The organism is Chryseobacterium sp. 'Rf worker isolate 10' (assembly GCF_050753305.1).
In the GTDB taxonomy this organism is placed as follows: Bacteria; Bacteroidota; Bacteroidia; order Flavobacteriales; family Weeksellaceae; genus Chryseobacterium.
The window spans coordinates 2,132,748-2,156,778 of the sequence record NZ_JBOZOF010000001.1 but is presented as its reverse complement, the minus strand read 5'-3'; the positions used below and the strand labels follow the sequence as shown (position 1 = coordinate 2,156,778).

The 24,031-nt window shown below is 36.6% G+C and carries 21 protein-coding genes; 16 read left to right on the top strand and 5 right to left on the bottom strand.

Going from position 1 to position 24,031, the window contains the following annotated elements:
- The first annotated feature begins 34 nt into the window (after positions 1-34).
- The 12 genes from LKL37_RS09790 to LKL37_RS09735 all read left to right on the top strand — a co-directional run bounded on the left by LKL37_RS09790 (position 35) and on the right by LKL37_RS09735 (position 11,962).
- Positions 35-331 carry a GNAT family N-acetyltransferase gene (locus tag LKL37_RS09790; protein WP_431610372.1) on the top strand — a complete coding sequence of 99 codons (297 nt, stop codon included), beginning with the start codon at positions 35-37 and terminating at the stop codon, positions 329-331.
- A gap of 90 nt (positions 332-421) precedes the next feature.
- A complete protein-coding gene (locus tag LKL37_RS09785) occupies positions 422-1,375 on the top strand; it encodes a ring-cleaving dioxygenase (RefSeq protein ID WP_431610371.1) in 954 nt (317 codons plus the stop codon).
- Positions 1,376-1,380: 5 nt separating this feature from the next.
- The gene (locus LKL37_RS09780) at positions 1,381-2,001 is read left to right on the top strand and encodes an alpha/beta hydrolase (protein ID WP_431610370.1); all 621 of its coding nucleotides are present in this window, start codon (positions 1,381-1,383) and stop codon (positions 1,999-2,001) included.
- A gap of 276 nt (positions 2,002-2,277) precedes the next feature.
- Positions 2,278-3,888 carry a Na+/H+ antiporter gene (locus LKL37_RS09775; RefSeq protein ID WP_431610368.1) on the top strand — a complete coding sequence of 537 codons (1,611 nt, stop codon included), beginning with the start codon at positions 2,278-2,280 and terminating at the stop codon, positions 3,886-3,888.
- A 279-nt stretch (positions 3,889-4,167) separates the two neighbouring features.
- The gene (locus LKL37_RS09770) at positions 4,168-4,479 is read left to right on the top strand and encodes a hypothetical protein (protein WP_431610367.1); all 312 of its coding nucleotides are present in this window, start codon (positions 4,168-4,170) and stop codon (positions 4,477-4,479) included.
- A gap of 10 nt (positions 4,480-4,489) precedes the next feature.
- The gene (locus tag LKL37_RS09765) at positions 4,490-5,074 is read left to right on the top strand and encodes a Crp/Fnr family transcriptional regulator (protein ID WP_431610366.1); all 585 of its coding nucleotides are present in this window, start codon (positions 4,490-4,492) and stop codon (positions 5,072-5,074) included.
- A gap of 471 nt (positions 5,075-5,545) precedes the next feature.
- Positions 5,546-6,421 carry a pirin family protein gene (locus tag LKL37_RS09760; protein ID WP_431610365.1) on the top strand — a complete coding sequence of 292 codons (876 nt, stop codon included), beginning with the start codon at positions 5,546-5,548 and terminating at the stop codon, positions 6,419-6,421.
- Between the two features lie 45 nt (positions 6,422-6,466).
- Positions 6,467-7,156: a hydrolase gene (locus LKL37_RS09755; RefSeq protein ID WP_431610364.1), complete on the top strand. Its 690-nt coding sequence runs from the start codon at positions 6,467-6,469 to the stop codon at positions 7,154-7,156.
- A 59-nt stretch (positions 7,157-7,215) separates the two neighbouring features.
- Positions 7,216-8,988 carry an amidohydrolase gene (locus tag LKL37_RS09750; protein WP_431610363.1) on the top strand — a complete coding sequence of 591 codons (1,773 nt, stop codon included), beginning with the start codon at positions 7,216-7,218 and terminating at the stop codon, positions 8,986-8,988.
- Between the two features lie 209 nt (positions 8,989-9,197).
- The gene (locus LKL37_RS09745; protein ID WP_431610362.1) at positions 9,198-9,629 is read left to right on the top strand and encodes a DoxX family protein; all 432 of its coding nucleotides are present in this window, start codon (positions 9,198-9,200) and stop codon (positions 9,627-9,629) included.
- Positions 9,626-10,993 (top strand): alginate export family protein, encoded by a 1,368-nt coding sequence (locus LKL37_RS09740; RefSeq protein WP_431610361.1) that lies wholly within the window; start codon positions 9,626-9,628, stop codon positions 10,991-10,993. The genes LKL37_RS09745 and LKL37_RS09740 overlap by 4 nt, the downstream gene beginning before the upstream one ends.
- Positions 10,994-11,233: 240 nt before the next feature.
- Positions 11,234-11,962, top strand: a complete 729-nt coding sequence (locus tag LKL37_RS09735; protein ID WP_431610360.1) for a M17 family peptidase N-terminal domain-containing protein — start codon at positions 11,234-11,236, stop codon at positions 11,960-11,962.
- A gap of 61 nt (positions 11,963-12,023) precedes the next feature.
- Here the strand turns inward: LKL37_RS09735 and LKL37_RS09730 are convergent, their stop codons facing one another.
- Complete coding sequence (locus LKL37_RS09730; RefSeq protein WP_431610359.1) at positions 12,024-13,229, bottom strand: hypothetical protein; 1,206 nt, start codon at positions 13,227-13,229, stop codon at positions 12,024-12,026.
- Between the two features lie 444 nt (positions 13,230-13,673).
- Between LKL37_RS09730 and LKL37_RS09725 the strand changes: the two genes are divergently transcribed.
- Both LKL37_RS09725 and LKL37_RS09720 read left to right on the top strand, forming a co-directional pair.
- Positions 13,674-15,287 (top strand): reverse transcriptase domain-containing protein, encoded by a 1,614-nt coding sequence (locus LKL37_RS09725; protein WP_431610358.1) that lies wholly within the window; start codon positions 13,674-13,676, stop codon positions 15,285-15,287.
- A 117-nt stretch (positions 15,288-15,404) separates the two neighbouring features.
- Positions 15,405-17,531, top strand: a complete 2,127-nt coding sequence (locus tag LKL37_RS09720; RefSeq protein WP_431610357.1) for a DNA topoisomerase 3 — start codon at positions 15,405-15,407, stop codon at positions 17,529-17,531.
- Positions 17,532-17,752: 221 nt separating this feature from the next.
- Here the strand turns inward: LKL37_RS09720 and LKL37_RS09715 are convergent, their stop codons facing one another.
- The 4 genes from LKL37_RS09715 to LKL37_RS09700 all read right to left on the bottom strand — a co-directional run bounded on the left by LKL37_RS09715 (position 17,753) and on the right by LKL37_RS09700 (position 20,875).
- Positions 17,753-18,247 (bottom strand): hypothetical protein, encoded by a 495-nt coding sequence (locus LKL37_RS09715; RefSeq protein ID WP_431610356.1) that lies wholly within the window; start codon positions 18,245-18,247, stop codon positions 17,753-17,755.
- A gap of 200 nt (positions 18,248-18,447) precedes the next feature.
- Positions 18,448-19,302 carry a helix-turn-helix domain-containing protein gene (locus LKL37_RS09710; protein WP_431610354.1) on the bottom strand — a complete coding sequence of 285 codons (855 nt, stop codon included), beginning with the start codon at positions 19,300-19,302 and terminating at the stop codon, positions 18,448-18,450.
- 198 nt (positions 19,303-19,500) lie between these two features.
- On the bottom strand, positions 19,501-19,923 hold the full coding sequence (locus LKL37_RS09705) for a hypothetical protein (protein WP_431610353.1): 423 nt from the start codon (positions 19,921-19,923) through the stop codon (positions 19,501-19,503).
- A gap of 82 nt (positions 19,924-20,005) precedes the next feature.
- The gene (locus LKL37_RS09700) at positions 20,006-20,875 is read right to left on the bottom strand and encodes a helix-turn-helix domain-containing protein (RefSeq protein WP_431610352.1); all 870 of its coding nucleotides are present in this window, start codon (positions 20,873-20,875) and stop codon (positions 20,006-20,008) included.
- A gap of 102 nt (positions 20,876-20,977) precedes the next feature.
- Between LKL37_RS09700 and LKL37_RS09695 the strand changes: the two genes are divergently transcribed.
- Positions 20,978-22,384: an aldehyde dehydrogenase family protein gene (locus tag LKL37_RS09695; RefSeq protein ID WP_431610351.1), complete on the top strand. Its 1,407-nt coding sequence runs from the start codon at positions 20,978-20,980 to the stop codon at positions 22,382-22,384.
- Positions 22,385-22,400: 16 nt separating this feature from the next.
- Entirely contained in the window at positions 22,401-23,954 is a 1,554-nt protein-coding gene (locus LKL37_RS09690; protein WP_431610350.1) for a GMC family oxidoreductase, read from the top strand.
- Positions 23,955-24,031 lie beyond the last annotated feature (77 nt).

Here is a 24,031-nt window from a genome sequence, read left to right as displayed (position 1 = left end):
GCTAATTTTGAATAAAGATTTAAAAATAAGAAAAATGGAAAGAACAGAAATAGTTTTAGAAGGAAGAAAAGGAGAGATACAGCTTTTCTCAGACGATCATAAAGCAGGTAAAATGGATATTTCAGTGATTGGACAAAAGCTGACCGTTTACCATACCGAAGTGAATACAGAATATGAAGGAAAAGGTTTTGCCAAAATTTTACTGGAAAGACTGGTTTCCTACGCAAGAGAAAATGATTTGAAAATTGTTCCGTTGTGTCCGTATGTTCACGCACAGTTCAAACGTCACCCGGAAGAATATAATGATGTATGGTTAAAGGAGGTGCTGTAGGGAGTTTGAGAGCCTCGAACGTATCAACTCGTCTCCCGAATCTCGAAATCTCGCACGCTATCATAATAACCAATTAACAATTTCAACACAATGAAACTTATCACAGGATTGCATCATGTTACGGCAATTACCGGCAATGCACAGGAAAATATAGACTTTTATACCGGTGTTTTAGGACTTCGGTTAGTCAAAAAAACGGTCAATTTTGATTACTCAGATGTTTATCATTTTTATTTCGGTGACGAATACGGGACACCGGGGACAATTATGACTACTTTTCCCTATGGTAAAGATTTGATCAATGGCAGACATGGTAAAGGAATGCTCAATACCACTGCTTTTTCAGTTTCTTTAGATGCCCTGGATTATTGGATGAACCGTCTGGAACAGTTTAATATTCCTTTTAAGCAGCCACAGCAAAGACTTTCTGATGAAGTTTTCATTTATCTTGAAGATTTTGATGGTTTGGGACTGGAATTGGTTTTTAATGATAAAGACGAAAGAAAAGGATATTATAACGGTTTTATTCCTGAAGATTATGCCATTAAAGGAATCCATCACGTTGAAATCTGGCAGGATGCTTATGAAAGAACAGCCGCACTTCTGACCACTCAGATGGATCATAAAGTCATCAAAGAAAGTCCGGACAGACTGAGATTGGGAACAGAAAATATGCCCGGGAAATATGTAGATCTGCTATCTACCCCAAATGCTTTGAAAGGATTAGCCGGAAGAGGAACCGTTCATCATGTAGCTTTTGCTACTCCCGATGCAGAAACCCAGCTCGAAATGGTAAAGAGATTAAATGCATACGGACTGGAACATACAGAAGTGAAAGACAGAAAATATTTTACTTCCGTATATTTTAAGGAGCCTGGAGGTGTTTTGTTTGAAATTGCAACTTCCGGTCCCGGGTTCGATGTAGACGAAGAAGCCGCATTTTTAGGAGAAGATCTGCAATTGCCCCAACAGTTTGAAAAAAGAAGAGAACGGTTGAAAGAAGTTCTTCCCAAAATCGATTATCCAACAGAAAAATTCAGATAAAAATAATGAGTCATATTTTAAATATAAAAACAGCAGGAATACTATTGAATCAGGCAGAGAAAGCTTTGATCATGATTCATGGACGTGGAGGAAGTGCTCAGGATATTTTAAGTTTATCCCAGCATCTGAATGTAAAAGATTATGCACTGCTAGCCCCGCAAGCTTTGAATCACACATGGTATCCTTTTTCATTTATAGCTCCGGTAGAACAAAACGAACCATGGTTATCATCAGCCCTTGAAATGGTTGAAGAAACAGTGAAAGCTGCTGTAAAAGCCGGAATTAAACCTGAAAATATATACTTTTTCGGATTTTCTCAGGGTGCTTGTCTTACCCTTGAATTTTTAGCACGAAATGCTCAGAAGTTTGGTGGAGCAGCGGCCATTATTGGCGGAGTGATAGGAGATAAGATCAACCGTGAAAATTATAAAGGTGATTTTGCCGGAACCCCGGTTTTTCTGGGAACCAGTAACCCCGATTTTCATGTTCCTATAGAAAGAGTATATGCTACAGCTAATATTTTAAGAGAAATGAATGCAGATGTAACAGAAAAAGTATATGCCAATTTCGGACATTCTATTAACGAGGACGAAATTGGAATAGCTAATTCATTGATATTTAAATAAGTATTTTTTAAGATTGAATATATTTATAATTTTAATGACCATTTAAGTGTTTAAGTAAAATGGAGACTCCTACGGAGTGACAAAGTATGAGCATTATCTATCCGTTCACATTGTCACTCCGTAGGAAGTCTAACCCAATCATAAATTAGCATTCAATAACGGTGGGCTTTAGCCCGCCAAACAAAAAAACAAAAAATCACTGGCTTTAGCCGAAACCTAAATAACCAGAATATGAAAACTAACTTCTAACCTCTAATTTCTAACTACTAAAAACGAATGCACGAACAACTCCTTTTAATCCTGGGACTTTTATTACTCGTTATGCTGCTGGTCATGCTGGCACAGCGGATCAAAATTGCTTATCCTATTTTTCTGGTTCTTGCCGGATTGGGAATCAGCTTTATTCCCGGAGTCCCCGTTCTAAAGCTGGATCCGGAGATTATATTTCTGATTTTCTTACCCCCTCTTTTATACGAAGCGGCCTGGTATACCTCATGGAATGATTTCTGGAAATGGAAACGTCCCATCAGTCTCTTGGCTTTTGGATTGGTATTTCTGACTTCTCTGGTAGTGGCTTATACTTCACAAATGTTGATTCCGGGGTTTACCTTGGCACTGGGATTTTTATTGGGAGGAATTGTTTCGCCTCCGGATGCAGTGGCAGCCACAACGGTTTTAAAAGGATTAAAAGTTCCCAAACGTACGATTGCCATTCTGGAAGGAGAAAGTTTGATTAATGATGCCTCTTCACTGATTGTTTTCAGATTTGCTCTGGCAGCTGTAATGACAGGAGCTTTCTCAATGCATGAAGCGACAGGACAGTTTTTTCTGGTAGCAGGAATGGGCGTTGTTGTAGGAATTGCAGGAGCTCATGTTTTTTATGCGATTCACCGTTTTTTACCTACTACACCCGCTATTGATGCAGCACTCACCGTAATGACACCTTATATTTTGTTTCTTTCCGCGGAGCATTTTCATTTTTCAGGAGTGATGGCTGTAGTAAGCGGAGGATTGTTTATGTCTTTCCGTGCTCATGAAATTTTTAAAACAGGAACCACAAGAATCAATATGACGGGAGTCTGGAATACGCTGATTTTTGTGATGAATGCTTTGGTTTTTGTATTAATAGGTCTTGAACTTCCTGATATAATCAATGGACTAGGTGAAATTTCTGTAATGGAAGGAATCAAATATGGTTTAATTATAAGCCTGATCGTCATTGTAGTGCGTCTTTTATGGATTTATCCTGTGGCCCATCTTCCAAGATGGTTCAGTGAAAAAGCACGTCGTGATCCAAGTCCGGGATGGAAAAATCCCCTGATTATCGGTTGGGCAGGAATGAGAGGAGTGGTTTCCCTGGCAACAGCCTTGTCTATTCCGGTTATGATGAATTCACAAGCAGAATTTCCAATGAGAAACCTGATCATTTTTATCACATTCGTCGTCATTTTTGTAACATTGGTTTTTCAGGGGCTGACCTTACCTTTAATTATTAAATTAACCAAAATAGGTGAAATTGATGCTATTCTTCCTTCCCATGAACAACAGGCAGGAATTCAGATGAGACTGGATAGACTTGCTGTTCATAAACTCGATAACGAATACAATGAAGCCGTAAACAGTAATGGCTTGCTTGAAAATCTTAAAAAAGCTCTGGAAAGTGATATTAAACTTCATCAAAATCATTTAAGCTCTATTGAAATGTGTACCAACAGGCAAAATGATATGGCGGAATATCATAAAGTGATGCTGGATATATTTGCTTTACAGCGAAAAGAACTATTTAAAATGAAACGTGAAAAACTCTTCAGTGATGATGAGATCCGAAAAGCAGAATCACAACTGGACTTAAACGAATTGAAAATTACGGGGAATAAACATTTGTAGAAGGTTTCGGGATGCGGGTTTCGAGTTTGTTTGAGAGTCTGAGGGCTTGAGAGTATTAGAGTTGTTAGTGTGGAGGCAGGCTTCGAGACTCGGGTTATTGAGTGGGAGCATTTGGGAGTAAAAGTGTTCAGATTTCTACGGAATGGACAAATTATATGTTTTTATTTATGCACCCACATTGTCATTCCGCAGGAATCTAAATCATCATTTTACCCTTTACATAAAAATATAAACATTAAACTCTGAACCTTGAATTTTGAATTTTAAACATTGAACAACATGAAAACATTACATTTTTTAGTGATTGGAAAAAACCAGGAAATTCTGGATACTTTAAAAAGAATTATAGAAAATAATGAAGGCTGGACGGCAGAAATACAAAGTGATGAAGATTTCTGCTATGAATATATTAGAGAAAATAAGGTGGATATTGTCCTTTTAAGTTCCGGTCTTGAAGATGATTTTGAAAAAGAGATCAAAGAATTTTATGCAGAATTAGATAAAGAGGTTAAAGTGATTGATCATTATGGAGGAGGAAGTGGCCTTTTAAAGAATGAAGTTTACAGTCTTTTTCCTAATTTGCAGGGATAAACCTGACATTATGTTCGAAAATATCATCAAAAACATTACACGATTTATCTCAATCACTCCTGATGAAGAAAAATTTTTCACAGACCTGCTTGCCTGCCAGTCGTTTCCAAAGAAAACGGTTTTGCTCAGAGAAGGAGAGATCTGCCAGTTTGAAGGGTATATTCACAAAGGATGTGTGAGAATGTATTGTTTGGATGATAACGGTTCTGAAGTAACGCTGCTGTTTGCCATAGAAGACTGGTGGATCAGTGATATTGCATCATTTCAGGAACAGAAACCTTCTAAAGTGTATATTGAAACCCTGGAAGATTCGGAAATCTATATGCTGAATCCTTCAACGAAAGAAAAATTACTGCAGGAGATTCCTAAATTCGAAAGAGTTTTCAGAATGCTGGTTCAGAGGAATCTGGCAACTTTGCAGAGCCGACTGGTAAACACCATTTCCAAAACCGCCTCAGACAGATACCTTGAATTTATTAAAGTATATCCCTCAATACCACAAAGAGTAGCACAGTACTACATCGCTTCTTACCTTGGTGTTTCAAAAGAATTTGTAAGTACCATCAGAAAGCGACTTGCTTCAAAAGAAAAATAAATCTTAATTTTTTATACCCGCAGATTGCAGAGATCTGCATCAATGACTAGGCAAATTTTTTGCTCTTGATGACTTTGCGTGTAAGACCACCCCGTCAAAAATTCTTTGAATTTTCGCCACCCCTCCGGAAGAAGGGAATTTTTGTTGATACTTTTCTTATTTGAATAATATGTGCTAGATTATTACGGAATAACACAATTGCAATAATGGCCTTACCCACGCAGTTTGTCATTCTGTAGGAATCTAAATAAAGTTATTCTTTACAATATTAATAGAATTAAGTAGGTTTTAATAGTAAAAAAGACTCTTGTGTTTTCCGAAAAACAACAACCCAATATACTCATACTGCCGGATACTTTTGTATCCGGCATTTTTTTTTGCTTCGAAGTCATTTATTAAACTAGTTAAATGTGCAGGGTTTCCGGTCTCTCTAAATTTGTCCTATCAAACAAGAACAAATAACAATCTGATATGGACAGAAAAGATTTTTTAAAGAAAGGATTATTGGGAACAGGAATGTTTGTAGCATCTGCTTCTTTAGCAAGTGCTATGAAAAATGACATTGATGAGATCGAACCATTAGAACCGATCGGATACAATCATCTACCCAATACAGAATCAAAAATAGAAGAAAACTCTGTTATTCACAGAGCAGGCTCAAGAGGGAAAGCAGATCACGGATGGCTGTTGAGTCAGCACACTTTCAGTTTTGCCAATTATTATAATCCTGAAAGAATGCACTTCGGAGTATTAAGAGTCCTGAATGATGATAAAGTGGAAGCAGGAAGGGGTTTCGGAACACACCCTCACGACAATATGGAAATTATCAGTATTCCTTTGGAAGGTGACCTCGAACACAAAGACAGCATGGGACATACAGCAGTGATCAGAAGCGGAGATATTCAGGTGATGAGCGCAGGAACTGGAATCATGCACAGCGAATTCAATAAAAACAGTGATAAGCTTGTGAAATTCCTTCAAATCTGGATTTATCCGAAAAAAAGAAATGTTACTCCGAGATATGATCAGATTACTTTAGACAAAACAAAAAGTTACAATCAATTTCAACAGATTCTTTCTCCTAATGCAGATGACGAAGGTGTATGGATCCATCAGGACGCATGGTTTCATCTGGGAACTTTTGATCAGAATAAAGAAACTCATTACCAGATCAGAAAAAAAGGAAACGGAATCTATGCTTTTATTCTTAAAGGAAGTGCGCAAATAGGTAATGAAACGATAGAAGAACGTGATGGATTCGGAATCTGGGATATTCAGGAAATTACCATCAAAGCCCTTAAAGAAGGTACAGAAATCCTTTTGATGGAAGTACCCATGACATTATAAATAAAAAATTCAACATAAATAACAACCCTTAAATTTTAAATTATTATGAAAAAATTAATCCTATCCTTTGCAGCTGGTTTATTATCATTAACAGCATCAGCTCAAAACCCTGGGAAATCATTATTAAATCCTACCAATCATGCAGTAGTACTCATAGACCATGAAGGTCAGATGGCTTTTGCAACAAAAAGCATCAGCATGGAAGAATTAAGAAATAATGTGGCACTGATAGCAGGTGGATCAAAAATATTTAATGTTTCTACAGTGGTAACGACGGTGGCAGAAAAATCATTCAGCGGACCTGTTTTCCCGGAAATTTCAGAAGTATATCCAGAAGCAACAAGCGGATATGTAGACAGAACTACCATGAATACATGGGAAGACGTCAACGCTCACAAAGCTATTACAGGAAAGAATAAGAAGAAACTGGTTTTTGCCGGATTATGGACAAGCGTATGTATTGTAGGACCTGTGTTATCAGCGATTGACGAAGGTTATGATGTATATGTAGTAACAGATGCTTCAGGTGATATTTCTAAAGAAGCTCACGACCAGTCAATCACGCGTATGGTTCAGGCAGGGGCACATCCCATCACTTCTGTTCAGTATGTATTGGAATTGCAGAGAGACTGGGCAAGAAAAGAAACATACAAACCAGTTAATGATTTGATGAAAAAGCATGGCGGAGCTTACGGGATTGGAATTCAGTATGCTCAGGAAATGTTGAAACATTAATGGGACTGTTTCGGCAGGCTGAAAGCCTGCCGAAACCTTCAATCTTAAATATTGAAATTATGAAACTACTGAATATACTTACACTTTCCGCTGTTTTGGCTGCAGGAATCCTGAACGCTCAGAAAGCAGACATGATCATCACCAACGGAAAGATCACCACAATGGATGATAAAAATCCCGAAGCACAGGCTGTTGCTATCAAGGATCATAAAATCTTACAGGTGGGAACCAACGCCCAGATTTTAAAATTAAAAAACGGCAATACAAAAGTCATTGATGCCAGAGGAAACAGAGTGATTCCCGGCTTGTTTGACAGCCATTTGCATGTAATCCGAGGAGGAAGATTTTACAATACCGAACTACGCTGGGATGGAGTGAAATCTTTGAAAAGAGCGCTGGAAATGTTGAAAGAACAGGCTCAGAGAACTCCCAAAGGACAATGGGTAAGAGTGATCGGAGGCTGGAATGAATATCAGTTTGAAGAGAAACGACTTCCCACACTGGCTGAAATTAATGAAGCTACAGGAAATGTTCCCACTTTCATCATGTATCTCTACGGAAAAGCCTGGTTAAACAAAGCCGGATTAAAAGAACTGAACATCAACGGAGATTCTCCCAATCCTGCACAGGGACTGATCGAAAAAGACAATAATGGAGATCCTACAGGATTATTGGTGGCAGAACCCAATGCTTTTATCCTTTATTCAACATTGGCAAAACTGCCGGAGCTGAAAGAAGAAGAAAAAGTAAACTCTACCCTCCAGTATATGACCGAACTGAACAGATTAGGCGTGACTGCGGTAATGGATGCAGGAGGTGGATTCCAGAATTTTCCGGATGACTATGGAACAACAGATCAGCTGAATAAACAGGGGAAAATTACCGTTCGACTTCCTTATTATTTATTTGCCCAGAAAAAAGGTTCTGAACTTGCCGATTATACTAAATGGATCGGAATGGTAGAAATTGATGACCATGGTCACAATGATTTTAATGAAATCGATTATCATGTCAACGGTGGCGGTGAAAACCTGGTATCAGACGGAGCCGATTTTGAAAACTTTCTTTTCCCAAGACCGGAACTTCCAGCTACCATGGAAAAGAATATGAAAGAGGTAGTTCGTCTTCTGGTAAAAAATAAATGGCCTTTCAGAATTCACGCGACGTATAATGAAAGTATCACCAGATTTTTAAATGTTATTGAAGAAGTCAACAAAGAAACTCCTTTGAATGGATTAGTATGGTTTATTGATCATGCAGAAACCGTGACCGAAGATAATATGAAAAGAATTAAAGCTTTGGGCGGAGGAATTGCAGTACAGCACAGAATGGCGTATCAGGGAGAAAGTTTCATCCACAGATATGGCAAAAAGCCGGCTTTAGCTTCTCCTCCAGTGAAAAAAATGCTTGAAATGGGAATTCCCGTAGGATTGGGAACAGACGGAACAAGAGTGGCAAGTTATAATCCATGGATTGCTTTATACTGGATCACCACAGGGAAAACAATAGGAGGAACTCAGGTGATGGGCAAAGAAAATACATTGGATAGAAAAACAGCTTTATCACTTTCTACCTACGGAGGATACAAACTGATCAAAGACTACCAGAAAGGAAAAATACAAAAAGGATATTTTGCAGATCTTACTATTTTGGATAAAGATTACTTTACAGTCAATGATGAAGAAATCAAAAATATCACTTCAAAACTGACTATCGTGGATGGAAAAGTAGTGTATGGCGATGAAACTTACAAAACAGCTGCACCTGCACCACTTCCAGTTATTCCAGACTGGTCACCCGTAAAATATTACGGTGGCTATCAGACAAAATAATTTTTTAAACCACAAAAGGTACAAACATTTCAACTGAAGGTGTAAAAATTCCCCTCCTCTTGAGGGGTGGCGAAAATTCAAAGAATTTTTGACGGGGTGGTCTTACACGCAAAGCCATCAAAAGGATTAAATACCGCCAATGATCCGTGGCAATCCCTGCAATCTGCGGTTAAAAAAACAAAAATCATCATTAAAAATTGATTCCAATCATGAAAAAAATAATCCATATCATCACCAATACCAATCCGGAAAGGAAATTAACTGATGTAGCACTTTTAATTTTCAGAATCTTACTTTCCGTAGAATTAATCGTAGCCCACGGACTAAAAAAAATAGGAGTAGGGGTTTCAGAAGCCGAGCAGGTTCCGAACCCGCTGCACCTTCCGGAAGCATTCAACAGTCTTTTTGCTGATGCTGCCAATCTGGTATTTCCGGTATTTGTGATCTTTGGATTTTTTACAAGAATTGCTGTGTTACCAATCTTAGCAGTGACCCTTACAGGATATTTTATTCTTCATTGGAATGATGCATTGCTGGTAAAAGATACTCCTTTTATGTACAGTTTATGTTATCTGTTTTTACTGTTTATGGGTGCAGGGAAATATTCTGTGGATCATTATTTAACAAAGAAATCATTATGAAAAAACTGATTGCCATTGTACTGTTTCTGCAGATTTTTATTCCGGCTCAGCTTTCTGCTCAGTTCAAACTGATGAGGTTTGATGAAGATTATGCTTCCTATAAAGACTCTGCAAAAACTTTTTACAACTCCATCAAATACATACCGATTTCAGAAAACAACAACAATTATTTGTCATTGGGAGGAGAAGCAAGACTGGAATTTGTAGACTTTAATAATGAAGATTGGGGAAGAATTGACATTGGAAGCAATCCTTTTCTAATTCAACGATACAATGTGCATGCAGATCTGCATCTGGGCTCACGGGTAAGAATTTTCGGACAGGTGAGAAGTGCGTGGGAAAATGGAAGAAAAAACGGACCAAGACCTATTGACGAAGACCATTTGAATATTCAGAATCTCTTCATTGATGTTGATATTTTGAAAAATGACAAAGAAAAACTTACGGTGCGTGCAGGAAGACAGGAACTTGATTATGGAAGCGGAAGACTGATCTCGGTAAGAGAAGGTCCGAATTTAAGACTCTATTTTGATGGATTAAAATTCATGTACAAAAGAGGAAATTTCAAATCTGATGCCTTTATGATGGCGGCCACTGAAATAAGTCCGGGAGCATTCGATAACAAATCTTCAAAATCAATCAACCTTTGGGGAAGCTACAATACATGGATTATTCCCAGAAGCGGAAACCTGGAATTCTATTATTTAGGAATTCACAGAAAAGATGTACGCTTTGAGGACGGACTTTCCGATGAGAACAGGCATACTTTCGGCGGAAGATTCTGGAAATATGGAGGAGGGCTTATTTATAATTTTGAAGCAGCCTATCAATTTGGTAACTTTAATAAAGGAAATATCAGCGCATGGACGGCTTCTGCAGATGTTGGATATATGTTTGAAAATGTAAAGGGAAAACCGACCATCAACCTTAGAAATGATTACATCTCAGGGGACCGCAATAAAGGAGACGGAACATTAGGAACATTTAATCCCCTATATCCGAAAGGAGGGTATTTTGGATTTAATCCTCAGATCGGCCCCGTGAATTTAATTGATATTCATCCTTATGCAACCATTGATTTGGGTGAAAAAATAACAGTGCAGGCAGACGTAGTTTTCAACTGGAGATATTCTACTCAGGATGGAATTTACAGACCCAGCGGAACATTGAATTTACCATCTTCAAACTCAAAAAAGAGATACATTGGAACAGCTTTCTTAGGAAGTTTTAATTATAAGATCAATCCATTTTTAACCTTTAATACCGGAATACAATATTTCAACACCGGAGCCTTCATCAATGAGGTAATCGACAACCACAAAGACGGACTGTTCATCAACTCCAGACTCGTATTTAAGTTTTAAAAAACACACATGGAATCTGAAAATGAGATAATTTGAAAATAAATTGAACAATTATCCCACATCAATGTCCATCTTCACTACAGAAACTACCTTTGAAAAAGAAATAAAAATAGCTGGAGCGAAGCGACTTGCGCCTTAAAAACATAACCTTTAAAAAAGCTTAGCGCCCTTGCGTTACCCAATAACAATCAACAAAAATAACCAGCAACCATCAACAATAAACAACAAAAAATAAATCACATGAAAAATACACTAAAACAATCACTGGTAATTGCAACTTTAGCATTATCTACATTAAACTTTGCACAAACCACAACTACAACTCCTGCAAAAACAACAGCCATCGGAACTTCCAAAAACTGGGGAACCGTAGACGGAATCTCCATGGTAGGATTGGTTCAGGGACCTTCTTCAGCTGACGCCCAGCTTCAGGTAGCCTGTGTTTTCGAATATACAGAAGGAGACATCTTCAGTGCTCAGGCATTACCGGCAAAATTGAACGGATTGGTTCATCTTGATGAAGCTTTAAAAGGAGAACTGACCAATCTTAGAAAAACAGGACAATTTCAGGGACATTCTTTGGAAACCATTTTAATTACGCCTCCTGCAGGATCGATGTCTGCAAAGAAATTATTATTGATCGGTTTGGGTGACCGTAACAAATTCACACCCGGCTTAATGACTTCCGTAGGAGAAGTGGCCGCTCGTGAAGCTATGAGGTTAGGCGTTACCAATTTTGCCTTTGCCAGCGATTTGAAAGATGCCGGAATAGATTCTCCAACTGCTTTGGTAGCAGGAAATGTAGTAAGAGGAATTGTACATGCCAACCGTTCTGAAAATTACCTGAAAGAACACAAACTTTCCACCACAAAAAAAATAGAAAAAGTATACCTTCTGGCTGGTCCTGCCTTCTTTGAAACTGCAGGTGGAGGAATTGCCGATGCCATTTCAGAAGTAAAAAAGAAATAATGAACCTAGTTTCATTACATTGTTGATCCGGCCTCCTTTTTATAAGGGGGCTTTTTGCTATTTATTCTTCAAATAATTTAGTTCCATCTTTTATTTCTACAACTTTAGATATTTTGTCTATATTAAAATGACGTATATGCCCATTTCGGAGGGTACAATTTGCAATAATGAAAATAAAATCTTGTCCATCAGAATCCGTATAATGATCTATACCGATTACTTTTATAACTCTTTTTGTGACTTTATCTACCTTGTCAGTATAATTTATTAAGAAATATTCATTAGGGGTAAAAATTTTTTCATCAATTCCAGTGAAAACTTTTTTATAACTAGGATAACTTTTACCAAAGATTTTCTCAATATTGAAACAAAATTCTGAATTATCAACGTCTTGCATTATAGAATTAATTTCGTAAATAGGTTTTACTATTCTTTTTTGAGATAAAAGATCAAAATATTCAAAATTATAATAATAATGGTTAAATACAATTTCATTAACCGTCAATAAAGATTTTTTTAGTTTTGAAGAAGAATCTTCAAACTCAATTTCTTCATCTTTATTTAATGAGTATTGATAGTATATGTCTTTGACTTTTAGATCTTTTAATTTGGCTAGTGAATTTATGTCAATAGTTACTAAACCTAAGATTTTTGAAGGTAAAAATTCTTCTGAATAAGTGATCGTTTGAGGATTATACCATCTACATTTAAATAAGTATTTAGAGCAATCTTTTTCAAGTAATTCTGGATCTTTTGTTGAAAATTTTTTTTCTTCTTTGTTTTTAACAATGTCAATAATTGTCATTACTGGAGGTAAAAAATCTAGATGATTTTGTTCTTTATTAGCTCTTAATCCATTAGAGTTTTCTATAAATACTTTTTTTTTGTTAAGTTCAAAATCAACATTTTTTAGGCAAACAAGATTATTTAAATAAGTTTTCTTTAAATAATCTATTTCGTAATCTTCAATTGAAACTAACTTTTCTAAATTTAAGTATGTACTTATTGAGTCTAGTTTTTTTATCTGATCCTCCTTAAACCAAGTATTATGAAATTTCCCCTCTTTGTGGGAGTAATAATAGCATTTGAATTGTTTTTCAATCGCTTTGCCGGTTAAGCTATTGTATTCATTTTTGTTTAATATTTCTCCAATGACCATGATTGGAGGAGTCATATTAGCATTAGATGCTATCTTAATGAAGTTATTATCTTCAAAGTATGGATGATTTTTAAGACATATAAAATCTCCAATGGAAAGATTTTCCATGTTTATTGATATTTTCAAAGTTATTGAGCAAATATACTAATAAATGACTATTTTTGAGTTGCTTGTAAAAAGAAGTTTAATTACAACTAGAATTAAGATAAAAGATCTTTTAGAGTTAAAAGATTTACTTATAATAATTGGATTATAAGGATTAATAATTTCATCAGTGCTGATATCCCCATACATGGGAGGCCTGACAGTATTAGTAGCAATATACAAATTATATATGAAACTACCAAAAGGATAAATTTATATCTTATCTTTGCTTTCATGTTGTATTATAATGTTAGTTATTAGCTCTAAACACACAGTTTGGACTATGCCTAATAGTGCTTCTATTAATAATTACGAAATTTTCAATGACTCAGTAATTGGGTACTTATCTGGGCGTAAGCTGTATGTAATTATAAAATGTTATTGTCTTTTTGCAAGCATTTTTTTATAATGGAAAAACCTGATTGGATAAAAGAAAAAGGCTATTTGCATTTATCTCCTTCCCTTAAAATAGGTGAGGACTGGGTAAAATATTATCAAAACATTACGAATAAGGAGTACACAGAAAGATATGCATTTTATCCACTTATACATACGATCTTAAAAGATAGAAAATATAAGAAAGGGGACTCTGAAAAGCATAAACATAATGATAATCGTAGACATTGTCATTTTCATAAAGAAACCAACAAACCTGAAAAAACACATAAGCTTCGTCCTTTGCATTATGCCAGTCACATGGATGCACTCATATATGGATACTACAAAGATCTTCTTAATGAGCTTTACGAAAAAAAATTAAAGGAAAATCCTGTATTAGATGCTTCTGTAAATGCATATCGTAAAATTCCAATTTCTAAAGAAAATGAAAAGGGTAAAAGTACAATTCACTTTGCAAAAGAAGCTTTTGACGAAATAAAAAAAAGAGGAGAAAATAAAGATGTCTGTGTAATGACATTTGATTTAAAAAGCTTCTTCTCTAGTTTGGATCATCAATTTTTAAAACAAAAGTGGAAATGGCTTTTAGAAGTTGATGAATTGCCAAAAGATCATTACAATGTTTTTAAGGCTTGTACAAGATTTAGATACGTACTTCTTGATGATTTAAGAATACAAAAGAGAAATAGAAAAGGACGAAGGCTAGGGTTTGATGAGTCAAAGCTTGCTAAAATTAGAAAAGAAAAAGGTTTCAAATGTTTCTTTGAAAGTAATGAAGAATTTAGGAAAACGATTAAAGAGGGAAAACTTAGAATTTATAATAATCCGTTTTTTTCTAAAGAAAAGATAAATATCGGAATCCCACAAGGGCTCCCTATTAGTGCGCTTCTTGCAAATCTATATTTATACGATTTTGATTTAAAAATTGTCAATGATATAGTTACAGAAAGAAAGGCTTACTATCGAAGATATTCTGATGATATTATTGTAGTTTGTACACCTGATCAATCAGAATTTATTGAAAAATATATTTATGATCTTGTAGAAGAAAGTAAAGTTCAAATCAGTAAAAATAAAACTGAAAAATTTATTTTCAGAAATATTAATTATTCTCCGAAACATAATCAGAAAAGATTGACTTGTTTTAAAGTCAATAAAACAACACAGGAAGAAAAAGAAACTCCATTATTATATCTAGGATTTGAATTTAGAGGATATAAGACAGTGATAAAATCGGCTAACCTATCTTCCTATTATAGGAAAATCATTTCAATAACAAAGAGAAGATGTAAAAGAGCACGGACTTTAGTGGATAAGAATCCAGAAGCAAAGAAGGCGATCTATATTAATCAAATAAAAAAGTTATATAATAGACCTTTAAAGGTTAAAGATTCTGAGAGTACTGAACTTAAAATACTGGATAGAAAACGTTATTCCTTAGTTAAGAATGATAGAGGATTTTATGAATTTTCACACTATTCTTCTAATGGTAAAAAAGAATCTAATTATTATTCTTATGTAAAACGTTGCTGTTCAATATTTGAAGAGGATCATTTTATGAATCAAATTAGAAAAAGAAAGCATGTAGTATTTACTGCTATTAATAGACATTTACACAAAAAATGAAGTGAATATTAATATATCTCTACATAAACGATCTCTTATATTAAAGTTGATATATATCCCAATTTGCAATGTCAAAAAAAATCCCGATTTTTGCACTCCTTCAATAAACCCGAGTTCATGAAATTATGTATTGCCGAGAAACCCAGTGTTGCCAGAGATATCGCCAAAGTATTGGGCGCTACCACGCCTAAACAAGGCTATATGGAAGGAAACGGCTATTGCGTAACATGGACGTTCGGACACCTTTGTACCCTTAAAGAACCTCACGATTACGGTCCACAGTTCAAATCCTGGAATCTTTTTTCACTACCCATTATTCCCAGCAGTTTTGGAATCAAGCTGATCCCGAATAAAGGTGTTGAAAATCAGTTTAAAGTCATTGAAAGATTGGTGGAAGAATGTGATGAGGTCATTAACTGCGGGGATGCCGGGCAGGAGGGAGAACTCATTCAGCGTTGGGTGTTGCAGAAAGCAAAATGCAACAAACCGATTCAGCGTTTATGGATTTCTTCATTGACGGAAGATGCCATTAAAGAAGGTTTTGCAAGCTTAAAACCTGCAGAAGATTACAAGAATCTTTATCTGGCCGGAAATGCGAGAGCCATAGGAGATTGGTTATTGGGAATCAATGCTACGAGGCTTTTTACCAAGAAATTTGGAGGAAATAAAGCAGTTCTTTCCATTGGAAGAGTGCAAACTCCTACATTGGCGATGCTGGTGCAGCGTCAGAAAGAAATAGATGCCTTTACCACAGAAGAATATTGGGAACTGAAAACCAAATATCGTGATGTGATTTTCAATGCGGCGATCGATCGTTTAAAAACGTTAGAACGTGCAGAAAAAGGACTGGAATACCTTAAAGTCAATCCATTTGAGATCGTTTCTTTCGAAATTAAAGAAGGAAAAGAAAAAAATCCACGACTTTTCGATTTGACCGGACTTCAGGTAGAAGCCAATAAAAAATACGGATATTCAGCAGAAAATACACTGAATTATATCCAAAGTCTTTACGAAAAGAAACACGTGACTTACCCTCGTGTTGATACCACTTATCTATCCGAGAGTTTATATCCGAAAATAACGGGTATTCTTCAGAAAATGTACCCTTATCAGGATTTGATTGCTCCATTACTGGAAGCTCCGATTCCAAAATCAAAAGCTGTTTTCGACGATGCAAAAGTAACGGATCACCATGCCATCATTCCTACAGAAATTCCACCTTCTCAGAATTTGAGCAGGGAAGAAAAACTGATTTATGACCTGATTGCAAAACGTTTTATTGCCGTATTCTATCCGGAATGTAAAATTTCCAATACTTTGGTAGAAGGAAAAGTAGGAACCATTCCTTTCAAAACCAGTGGAAGACAGGTTCTTGAAGCAGGATGGAGAGCCGTTTATGCCAAAGAACCCAAAGAAGAAACCACCGATAAGGAAAAAGAAAAGGAGGAAGAACAAACCATCCCTGAATTTGTTGTAGGAGAAACCGGACCACACGATCCGATGATCCACCAGGGAAAAACAACACCTCCAAAACCATATACCGAAGCAACATTGCTGAGAGCCATGGAAACGGCCGGAAAACAGGTAGAAGATGAAGAACTGCGTGAAATGTTGAAGAACAACGGCATCGGAAGACCATCTACCCGTGCGAACATCATCGAAACCCTTTTCAAAAGAAAATACATCGAGAAGAAAAGAAAAAACCTGATTGCTACCCAAACCGGAATCCAGCTGATTGATACCATCGAAGACGAGCTGTTAAAAAGCCCGGAGCTTACCGGAGAATGGGAATCCAAGCTTCGTAAAATTGAAAAAGGGGAGTATGAAGCCAATCTTTTCAAAGAAGAACTGATTCAGATGGTGACAGAACTCACTGAAAAAGTGGTGTACGGAAAAGGAAAAGTCATTACCCTTCAGGACGAAGAAAAAGAAGAAGTAAAGGAGAAGAAAAAAAGAGAACCTGCACAGAAAAAAGAACTTCAGTCCTGGGAAGAAACGAAATGCCCTAAATGTAAAGAACACAATCTGATCAAAGGGAAAACGGCAGTAGGTTGCTCCGATTTCAAAAATTGCGGTTTTAAAATTACCTTTGAAATTTTCGGTAAAAAATTATCAGATAAACAGCTTTTAGACCTTATGTTAAAAGGAAAAACATCAAAGTTGAAGGGTTTCACCACACACCCGAAAGCCATTGCAGAAGGTGTTTTGACTTTGAGCGATGACTTTCAGATCCAGCTAAGCTAAACCAATTTTGACATTACCTATTTTATCGGAGATAAAATCTTTGCGCCTTAAAAACATACAGCTTAGGAAACAATTTGCGTCTTTGCGTTTTCCAACCCATCTATCCTTACCCTATTTACCAATACCACAACTGAAGACGTAAAAATTCCCCTCCTCCGGAGGGGTGGCAAAAATTCTTTGAATTTTTGACGGGGTGGTTTTACAATTTTTTGAACGCCTTATTATCGTGAAATTTCAACATTCTCTCTTTTCTGCTTCATAAACTGAAAAACAGATCCAATAATAAAAAGAAGGAAAATAATCAGAAGGGTCTGGCCAATAATCGGATCTTTGATATCTTTAGCCAAAGGATGCCCTATTGGAACCCTTGTGAAAGTCTCATTAACAGTCGGAACAAGCGACAGAAAAAAGCTGAATGACAGCAGGAAGTTCTCAAAATACCGGGCTTTTCTGACTTCCTTTTTTTTAGCAAAAAGAAAATAGGAAATGGAGATTAGCACTATGATAAATAATGAAAACACATGTCCTGCATTAAAACCTCCATGTTTTGAGATGCCCAATGCGGTAAGCGACGTAACAGCTGTTGCATAAAAATATACTTTTCCTGACGGCTGAGCCAGATTGATTTTACCATATTTGATAAATCCTATAATGGCACCCACAAGTGCTGTGATACCAATAATAGTATGAAAAATTCCTAAACTTGATAGATTCATATTGATATTATTTTAAATGTATACTTATTCAGTTAGGCGGGCAGGTATATTTTTGTTCCCTGAAACTGATGGTACAAATTTGCAATAGAAATACAGAAATGACTTTGTGATTTAGTTCAAGAATTTGAGATTTTGGTCCAAAAAAAGCATCCCTTATTGAAATAAGAAATGCCTGTATCATTACATAAAAAGCGTTTTAGTTATCTTTCCTTCTGCTGCTGGCGATAACTGGAAGGTGTGACAAGATATTTATCACTGAAGTTTTTTGTAAAAGTAGCCAGATCATTGAAACCGCAGTCCAATGCGATATCCGTAATGCGTTCGTCTGAAATCGACAGCAATTCGGCCGCTTTTTCCAGCTTTTTGTTTCTTATATAGTTGGCAGGCGTGTCATTATATAGTTTTGCAAATTCCCTTTTGAAGGATGATATACTTAAATTACTTTGCTCTGCAAGCTGTTCAATGGTTAACTGTGAAAATAAATTAGCTTCAATGATCTGCTTGAAAGAATAGGTAGTGGGAGAGAAAAGCTGTGACAGAATCAACTGAACGGCTTTAGCATTCTGTGACTGAGCCAGCAATAAAATAATTTCCTTTAATTTAAGAACTAATATATCTTCATTAACGAGAGATGGATTTTCAAAATAAAAAAGCAACCCTTCTACATACTTTTGAATGAGAAAATCATTATTTATTTTTTCATTGGATTTGTTTGAAACCATATTTGCAGGCTTCTGCAGCAATGAAGGCAGTTCTCTGTCATAGATTTTTTTCAGGATCTCAGGATAGAAAGTAACAATGACAATTTCACAATGATCCTCAGATTCAGAATTTTGAATATGCTTTCCCGAGCTGATACAATTGAGAAAAAGAGAATAATTTGTGGGAATATTAAACTCCTGTTCATCCGTTTTATATTGAAATTCACCTTTAAGAACATACAAAAAACAGGCTTGCTCCGAAACTGGGAAATCGTATCTGAATGGACCTTTCAGATCAATTTTCTGTATCAGAGTTTTTCCGAACAATTCATGTTTTTTGTAATCATTCAACATAATGGAGGAGTTTCGTTTTTGAATTCAATAATAGGAAAAGTTAAATAAATTTTCACTGTAAATACAAAGTAATAATCCATTGTATCGGAGACGAAATCTTTGCGCCTTACAACCAATTAATCTTTATACTTTTCCATATACCCACAACAGTTGCCCTATTCACAAATACCACAACTGAAGATTTTTTGACAGGATGGTTTACCGAAATAACCGCTCATACCAACCCCCAACATCACTTTTAATTTCTTCATGATGTTTACATAAAATCAAAGCCAGCTCCAGCTCAGACCTGTCAGATTTATAAGGGTTCAATGTAAGAAATCCAAAGAAATTTCCATCCTGATCCAGGATCGCCGGAGGATAAGAAGTATAAGAATTCCATGGTGAATAGGGACCGTATGTACTTCCATAATTTCCATAGGCATTCCAGATGGATTTTGAACTGAAGACATTTCCGTAATCACTGAACTTATTCCATATTGAATTCTTATCAAAATTGTCACAGTTTAAGCATCCCAGGTATTCTTTTTGATCCACACCGCCATACAAATGAAGAGTCTGTGCATGAAAAATACAGCATAAGAAAAGACTTAAAACAATGAATATCTTTTTATAATACATAAGACGATTAACTTTATTTAATAATGATAATTATCGGAAATAAAAAGAATGGTACTAACCTCCTTCCATCTTCCAGCCCTTATCAATCTATTTTAAACTTCTTCGGAGACTTTCCGGTGATCTGGGTGAATTTTCTATAAAAATATTCCAGCGTATTAAAACCGGATTCGAAACATATATTTTTAATTCCAATTTCAGGATTACTGATCAAAAGCTGTTTTGCATGTTCTATTCTCAGCTGGATAATATATTCTACCGGAGTGCAGTTGTACGAATGCTTGAACTTTTTAAACAGATTGGCTTCACTCATTCCTGCAATTACAGCCAGTTTCTTAATGGTAATCGGTTCTCTGTAATTGTTTTTGATAAAATGAACGACTTCCTGCAGCCCATTCTGCGCATTTCCTGTCTTGTCAGAATACAAAAGGATATGTTTTGCATTGGTTTTCATCAGCTCATAAATCAGTTCCTTCAGGCTTAAGCTTAAAAGAAAATCTGAGGTTCCATGAAGATTTCCATCAATTCTTCTGTTGTAAAGATTAGTAAGGCTTCTCCACAAAGATTCATCCGAACTTACAAACTTTTTCACCGCATTTTCTTTCATCATAATTCCCGTTCTGTCCCAATCCGGATGCCAGTTTTCAATTACTTCAGCGAATACACTGTCAATATATTCCTGCTCAATATTTAATACAAGACACTTGGTAGGTTCTTTGAAAACAGGGTGAATATCTATGCTCAATTCCTTGTTACAGGGCGGAATAAATACACTTCTTTCATTAAACTCAAAAGTCTCATCCTCGCTGCGAATGATCTTATTGCCACTCAGCATAAGCGTGATGACAGGCTTTTCAAAAAAGAAAGGAAAATCATGACAAACTACATTCGTTTCAAATACATTCAATTCACCAAAAGGAATGCTGAAAACAGTTCTTTCTTCGATCTTTTCCATGATAGGTAGAGTTTAGGTTAAAAAAAATAGAGAATAGGTAAATGATTTATATCATGTTATTGCCATTTTCGAACTACGTAAAATACAAAATAATTTAAAACAATGGAAAATACATCAATAGCCAAAGAAACGCATGCTCCAGATACCCGGTTTTTATCCTTAAATCCTTCTACCTTAGAGGTTATAGGTGAAGTTGCCAATACTTCCAGAGAAGAAATTGATGCTAAAATTGAGAAAGCAAAAAAAGCCCAAAAATTATGGTCAGTGAGGCCAGACGCAGAAAGAAAAGAGATTTTAGTAAAAGTTGCGGAAGCTTTGCAGCAAAATTCAAAATACCTGGCAGAGTGGATTACCCGCGAGCAGGGAAAACCGCTTAATGGTCCTGGAGCCAATTTTGAAATGCAGGCATGTGTAGGCTGGACGCAGGTTCCTGCATCACTGGATTTACCCGAAGAAATTGTTTTTGAAGACGAAACCAGAAAAGATGTTTTATACAGAAACCCGATTGGAATAGTGGCTGCTATTGCTCCCTGGAACTGGCCGTTGATGATTGCCATCTGGCAGATTATTCCTTCACTCAGAATGGGAAATGCGGTGATCATCAAGCCTTCGGAATATACTACCTATTGTAGTTTAGAATTGATAAAAGTGATCAATAGTGTGCTTCCTGAGGATATTTTACAGGTAATTACCGGCAGAGGAGAAGTAGGAGGTTATCTTACATCACATCCCGAAATTGGAAAAATTATGTTTACCGGATCCATTGCCACAGGGAAAAAGGTCATTGAAGCTTCTGTTAAAAATATGGCTCGATTAACTCTTGAATGCGGAGGGAATGATGCCGGAATTATCTTACCGGGGCTTGATGTCTCCAAACATATTGATAGTATTTTCTGGGGTGCTTTCCTGAATATGGGCCAAACCTGTGCCTGTTTAAAGAGGTTATACGTTCATGAAAACGATTATGAAAAAGTCGTAAATGCTTTGGCAGACTATTCTTCCAATATTCCGATGGGGAACGGAGCTGATGAAACCAGCGTTCTTGGACCTATTCAGAATAAAATGCAGTACGATAAAATTCAGGATCTGATCCGTGATTCTGAAAGTATTGGGGCAGACTTTATATTCACAGGGCAAAAACCTGATCTGGAAGGGTATTTCATTCCGGTAACCCTTGTAGGAAATGTAGATAACGGAGACAGAATTGTAGACGAAGAACAGTTCGGTCCGGTGTTACCAATTATTAAATACAAAACATTGGAAGAAGCCATCAGCAAGGCCAATGATTCAGAAAACGGACTCGGAGCTTCAGTTTGGAGTGATAATATTGGCGAGGCTCAGAAAGTGGCAGCACAACTGGAAGCAGGAACAGTCTGGATCAATCAGCACGGGGCTATTCATCCATTCGTTCCATTTGGAGGCGCGAAACAATCCGGTTATGGAGTAGAATTCGGAATTGAAGGATTGAAAGCAGTCACAGTTCCCAAAGTAATCAGCATCAAAAAATAAAACAAATAAAAAACACATGAAATACGATTTTATAATTGTCGGATCCGGTTCGGCAGGAGCTGTAATAGCGAACAGATTAAGTGAAAACGAAAATATTAATGTACTCCTTTTGGAAGCTGGTCCTGATGATAAAGTTGCTGAAGTACAGGAGCAGGCAGGATGGCCCGCTGTATGGAATACAGAAAGAGATTGGGCGTATCATACCGTAGCACAGGAACATGCAGGAGGAAATGCAAAATACTGGCCTCGCGGTAAAACGTTGGGCGGCTCAAGTTCTATTAATGGATTGATTTATATCAGAGGACATCAGCAGGATTATGATCACTGGGCTTATAACGGATGTGTGGGCTGGGACTGGAATAGTGTTTTGCCTTACTTCAAAAAATCAGAAACCCATGAAGAAGGGGAGGATGAAGTTCACGGAGGTGAAGGACCACTTTTTGTAAGCCGTATCAAACGTCCGAATGCCATTTCTATAAGTGCTATTGAAGCCTGTAAAGAATTGGGCTATCCTTTAACAGATGATTTTAATAAAGAAATCTGGGGAGCAGGTCTTAATCACTTGACTGCAGGAGAGGACGGGAAGCGATGCTCAACAGCAAAAGCATTCTTAGATCCTGTGAAATCACGTACTAACCTGCATATTCATATCAATGCTCTGGCACAAAAATTAATTTTTGAAGGAAATGAATGTATAGGAGTCCAGTATTTGAAAGACGGTGAATTAGTTGAAGTGGAAGCAGAAAAAGAAGTTATTGTATCCTGTGGTACCATAGAATCTGCCAAACTTCTGATGCTTTCCGGAATTGGGGATAAAGAAGAATTGGAATCATTAGGAATTTCAGTGGTAAAAGACCTGAAAGGAGTTGGGAAAAACCTTCAGGATCACCTCTTGACCAGTGTTATTTTTAAAGCTAAAAAAGAGATCCCTGCTCCGGAAGCCAATCTGCTGGAAGCTCAGCTATTCTGGAAAAGTAAAGAAGAAATGGTGTTCCCGGATCTACAGCCTTTGTTCATGGGACTTCCTTACTACAGCCCGGGATTCACGGGGCCGGAAAATGCTTTCACATTCTGTGCAGGATTTATCAGACCTGCGAGTAAAGGTTATATTAAACTGACTTCCTCTGATCCTTCCGTATCACCGGAAATCAATCCGATGTATCTTTCTGAAGAATCTGATCTGGAAGCCCTTTATACATGCGTTGAAATATGCCGTGAAATGGGAAGAACAGAAGCCATGAAAGAATGGAATGACGGTGAAATCTATCCCGGAGAAGGAAAAACGAAAGAAGAAGTAATTGATTACATCAAAAAATCATGCTCCACCTACCATCATATGACAGGAACCTGCAAAATGGGAACCGACAGCCATTCTGTAGTAGATCCGAGACTGAAAGTATATGGAATAAAAGGATTAAGAGTTGCAGATGCATCCATTATGCCGGATGTGGTTTCCGGAAATACCAATGCACCTACCATCATGATTGGTGAAAAAGCAGCCGATATGATCAAGGAAGATCATCATCTGAAAGCATCAGACTCATCAGAAAAGTTATCGTTTGTTGTGTAAGAGGGTTTAGAATCCTGAAAGAAACCGTTTCACTAGTGGTGAGACGGTTTTTTAATGAAAATTTCAAGATCATTGAA

Coding starts and splice junctions, on each gene's coding strand:
- LKL37_RS09695 (WP_431610351.1), top strand. CDS start 20,978: ATGGAAAATACATCAATAGCCAAAGAAACGCATGCTCCAGATACCCGG.
- LKL37_RS09750 (WP_431610363.1), top strand. CDS start 7,216: ATGAAACTACTGAATATACTTACACTTTCCGCTGTTTTGGCTGCAGGA.
- LKL37_RS09760 (WP_431610365.1), top strand. CDS start 5,546: ATGGACAGAAAAGATTTTTTAAAGAAAGGATTATTGGGAACAGGAATG.
- LKL37_RS09700 (WP_431610352.1), bottom strand. CDS start 20,875: ATGGAAAAGATCGAAGAAAGAACTGTTTTCAGCATTCCTTTTGGTGAA.
- LKL37_RS09790 (WP_431610372.1), top strand. CDS start 35: ATGGAAAGAACAGAAATAGTTTTAGAAGGAAGAAAAGGAGAGATACAG.
- LKL37_RS09755 (WP_431610364.1), top strand. CDS start 6,467: ATGAAAAAATTAATCCTATCCTTTGCAGCTGGTTTATTATCATTAACA.
- LKL37_RS09775 (WP_431610368.1), top strand. CDS start 2,278: ATGCACGAACAACTCCTTTTAATCCTGGGACTTTTATTACTCGTTATG.
- LKL37_RS09735 (WP_431610360.1), top strand. CDS start 11,234: ATGAAAAATACACTAAAACAATCACTGGTAATTGCAACTTTAGCATTA.
- LKL37_RS09715 (WP_431610356.1), bottom strand. CDS start 18,247: ATGAATCTATCAAGTTTAGGAATTTTTCATACTATTATTGGTATCACA.
- LKL37_RS09710 (WP_431610354.1), bottom strand. CDS start 19,302: ATGTTGAATGATTACAAAAAACATGAATTGTTCGGAAAAACTCTGATA.
- LKL37_RS09780 (WP_431610370.1), top strand. CDS start 1,381: ATGAGTCATATTTTAAATATAAAAACAGCAGGAATACTATTGAATCAG.
- LKL37_RS09785 (WP_431610371.1), top strand. CDS start 422: ATGAAACTTATCACAGGATTGCATCATGTTACGGCAATTACCGGCAAT.
- LKL37_RS09765 (WP_431610366.1), top strand. CDS start 4,490: ATGTTCGAAAATATCATCAAAAACATTACACGATTTATCTCAATCACT.
- LKL37_RS09720 (WP_431610357.1), top strand. CDS start 15,405: ATGAAATTATGTATTGCCGAGAAACCCAGTGTTGCCAGAGATATCGCC.
- LKL37_RS09740 (WP_431610361.1), top strand. CDS start 9,626: ATGAAAAAACTGATTGCCATTGTACTGTTTCTGCAGATTTTTATTCCG.
- LKL37_RS09770 (WP_431610367.1), top strand. CDS start 4,168: ATGAAAACATTACATTTTTTAGTGATTGGAAAAAACCAGGAAATTCTG.
- LKL37_RS09705 (WP_431610353.1), bottom strand. CDS start 19,923: ATGTATTATAAAAAGATATTCATTGTTTTAAGTCTTTTCTTATGCTGT.
- LKL37_RS09725 (WP_431610358.1), top strand. CDS start 13,674: ATGGAAAAACCTGATTGGATAAAAGAAAAAGGCTATTTGCATTTATCT.
- LKL37_RS09730 (WP_431610359.1), bottom strand. CDS start 13,229: ATGGAAAATCTTTCCATTGGAGATTTTATATGTCTTAAAAATCATCCA.
- LKL37_RS09745 (WP_431610362.1), top strand. CDS start 9,198: ATGAAAAAAATAATCCATATCATCACCAATACCAATCCGGAAAGGAAA.
- LKL37_RS09690 (WP_431610350.1), top strand. CDS start 22,401: ATGAAATACGATTTTATAATTGTCGGATCCGGTTCGGCAGGAGCTGTA.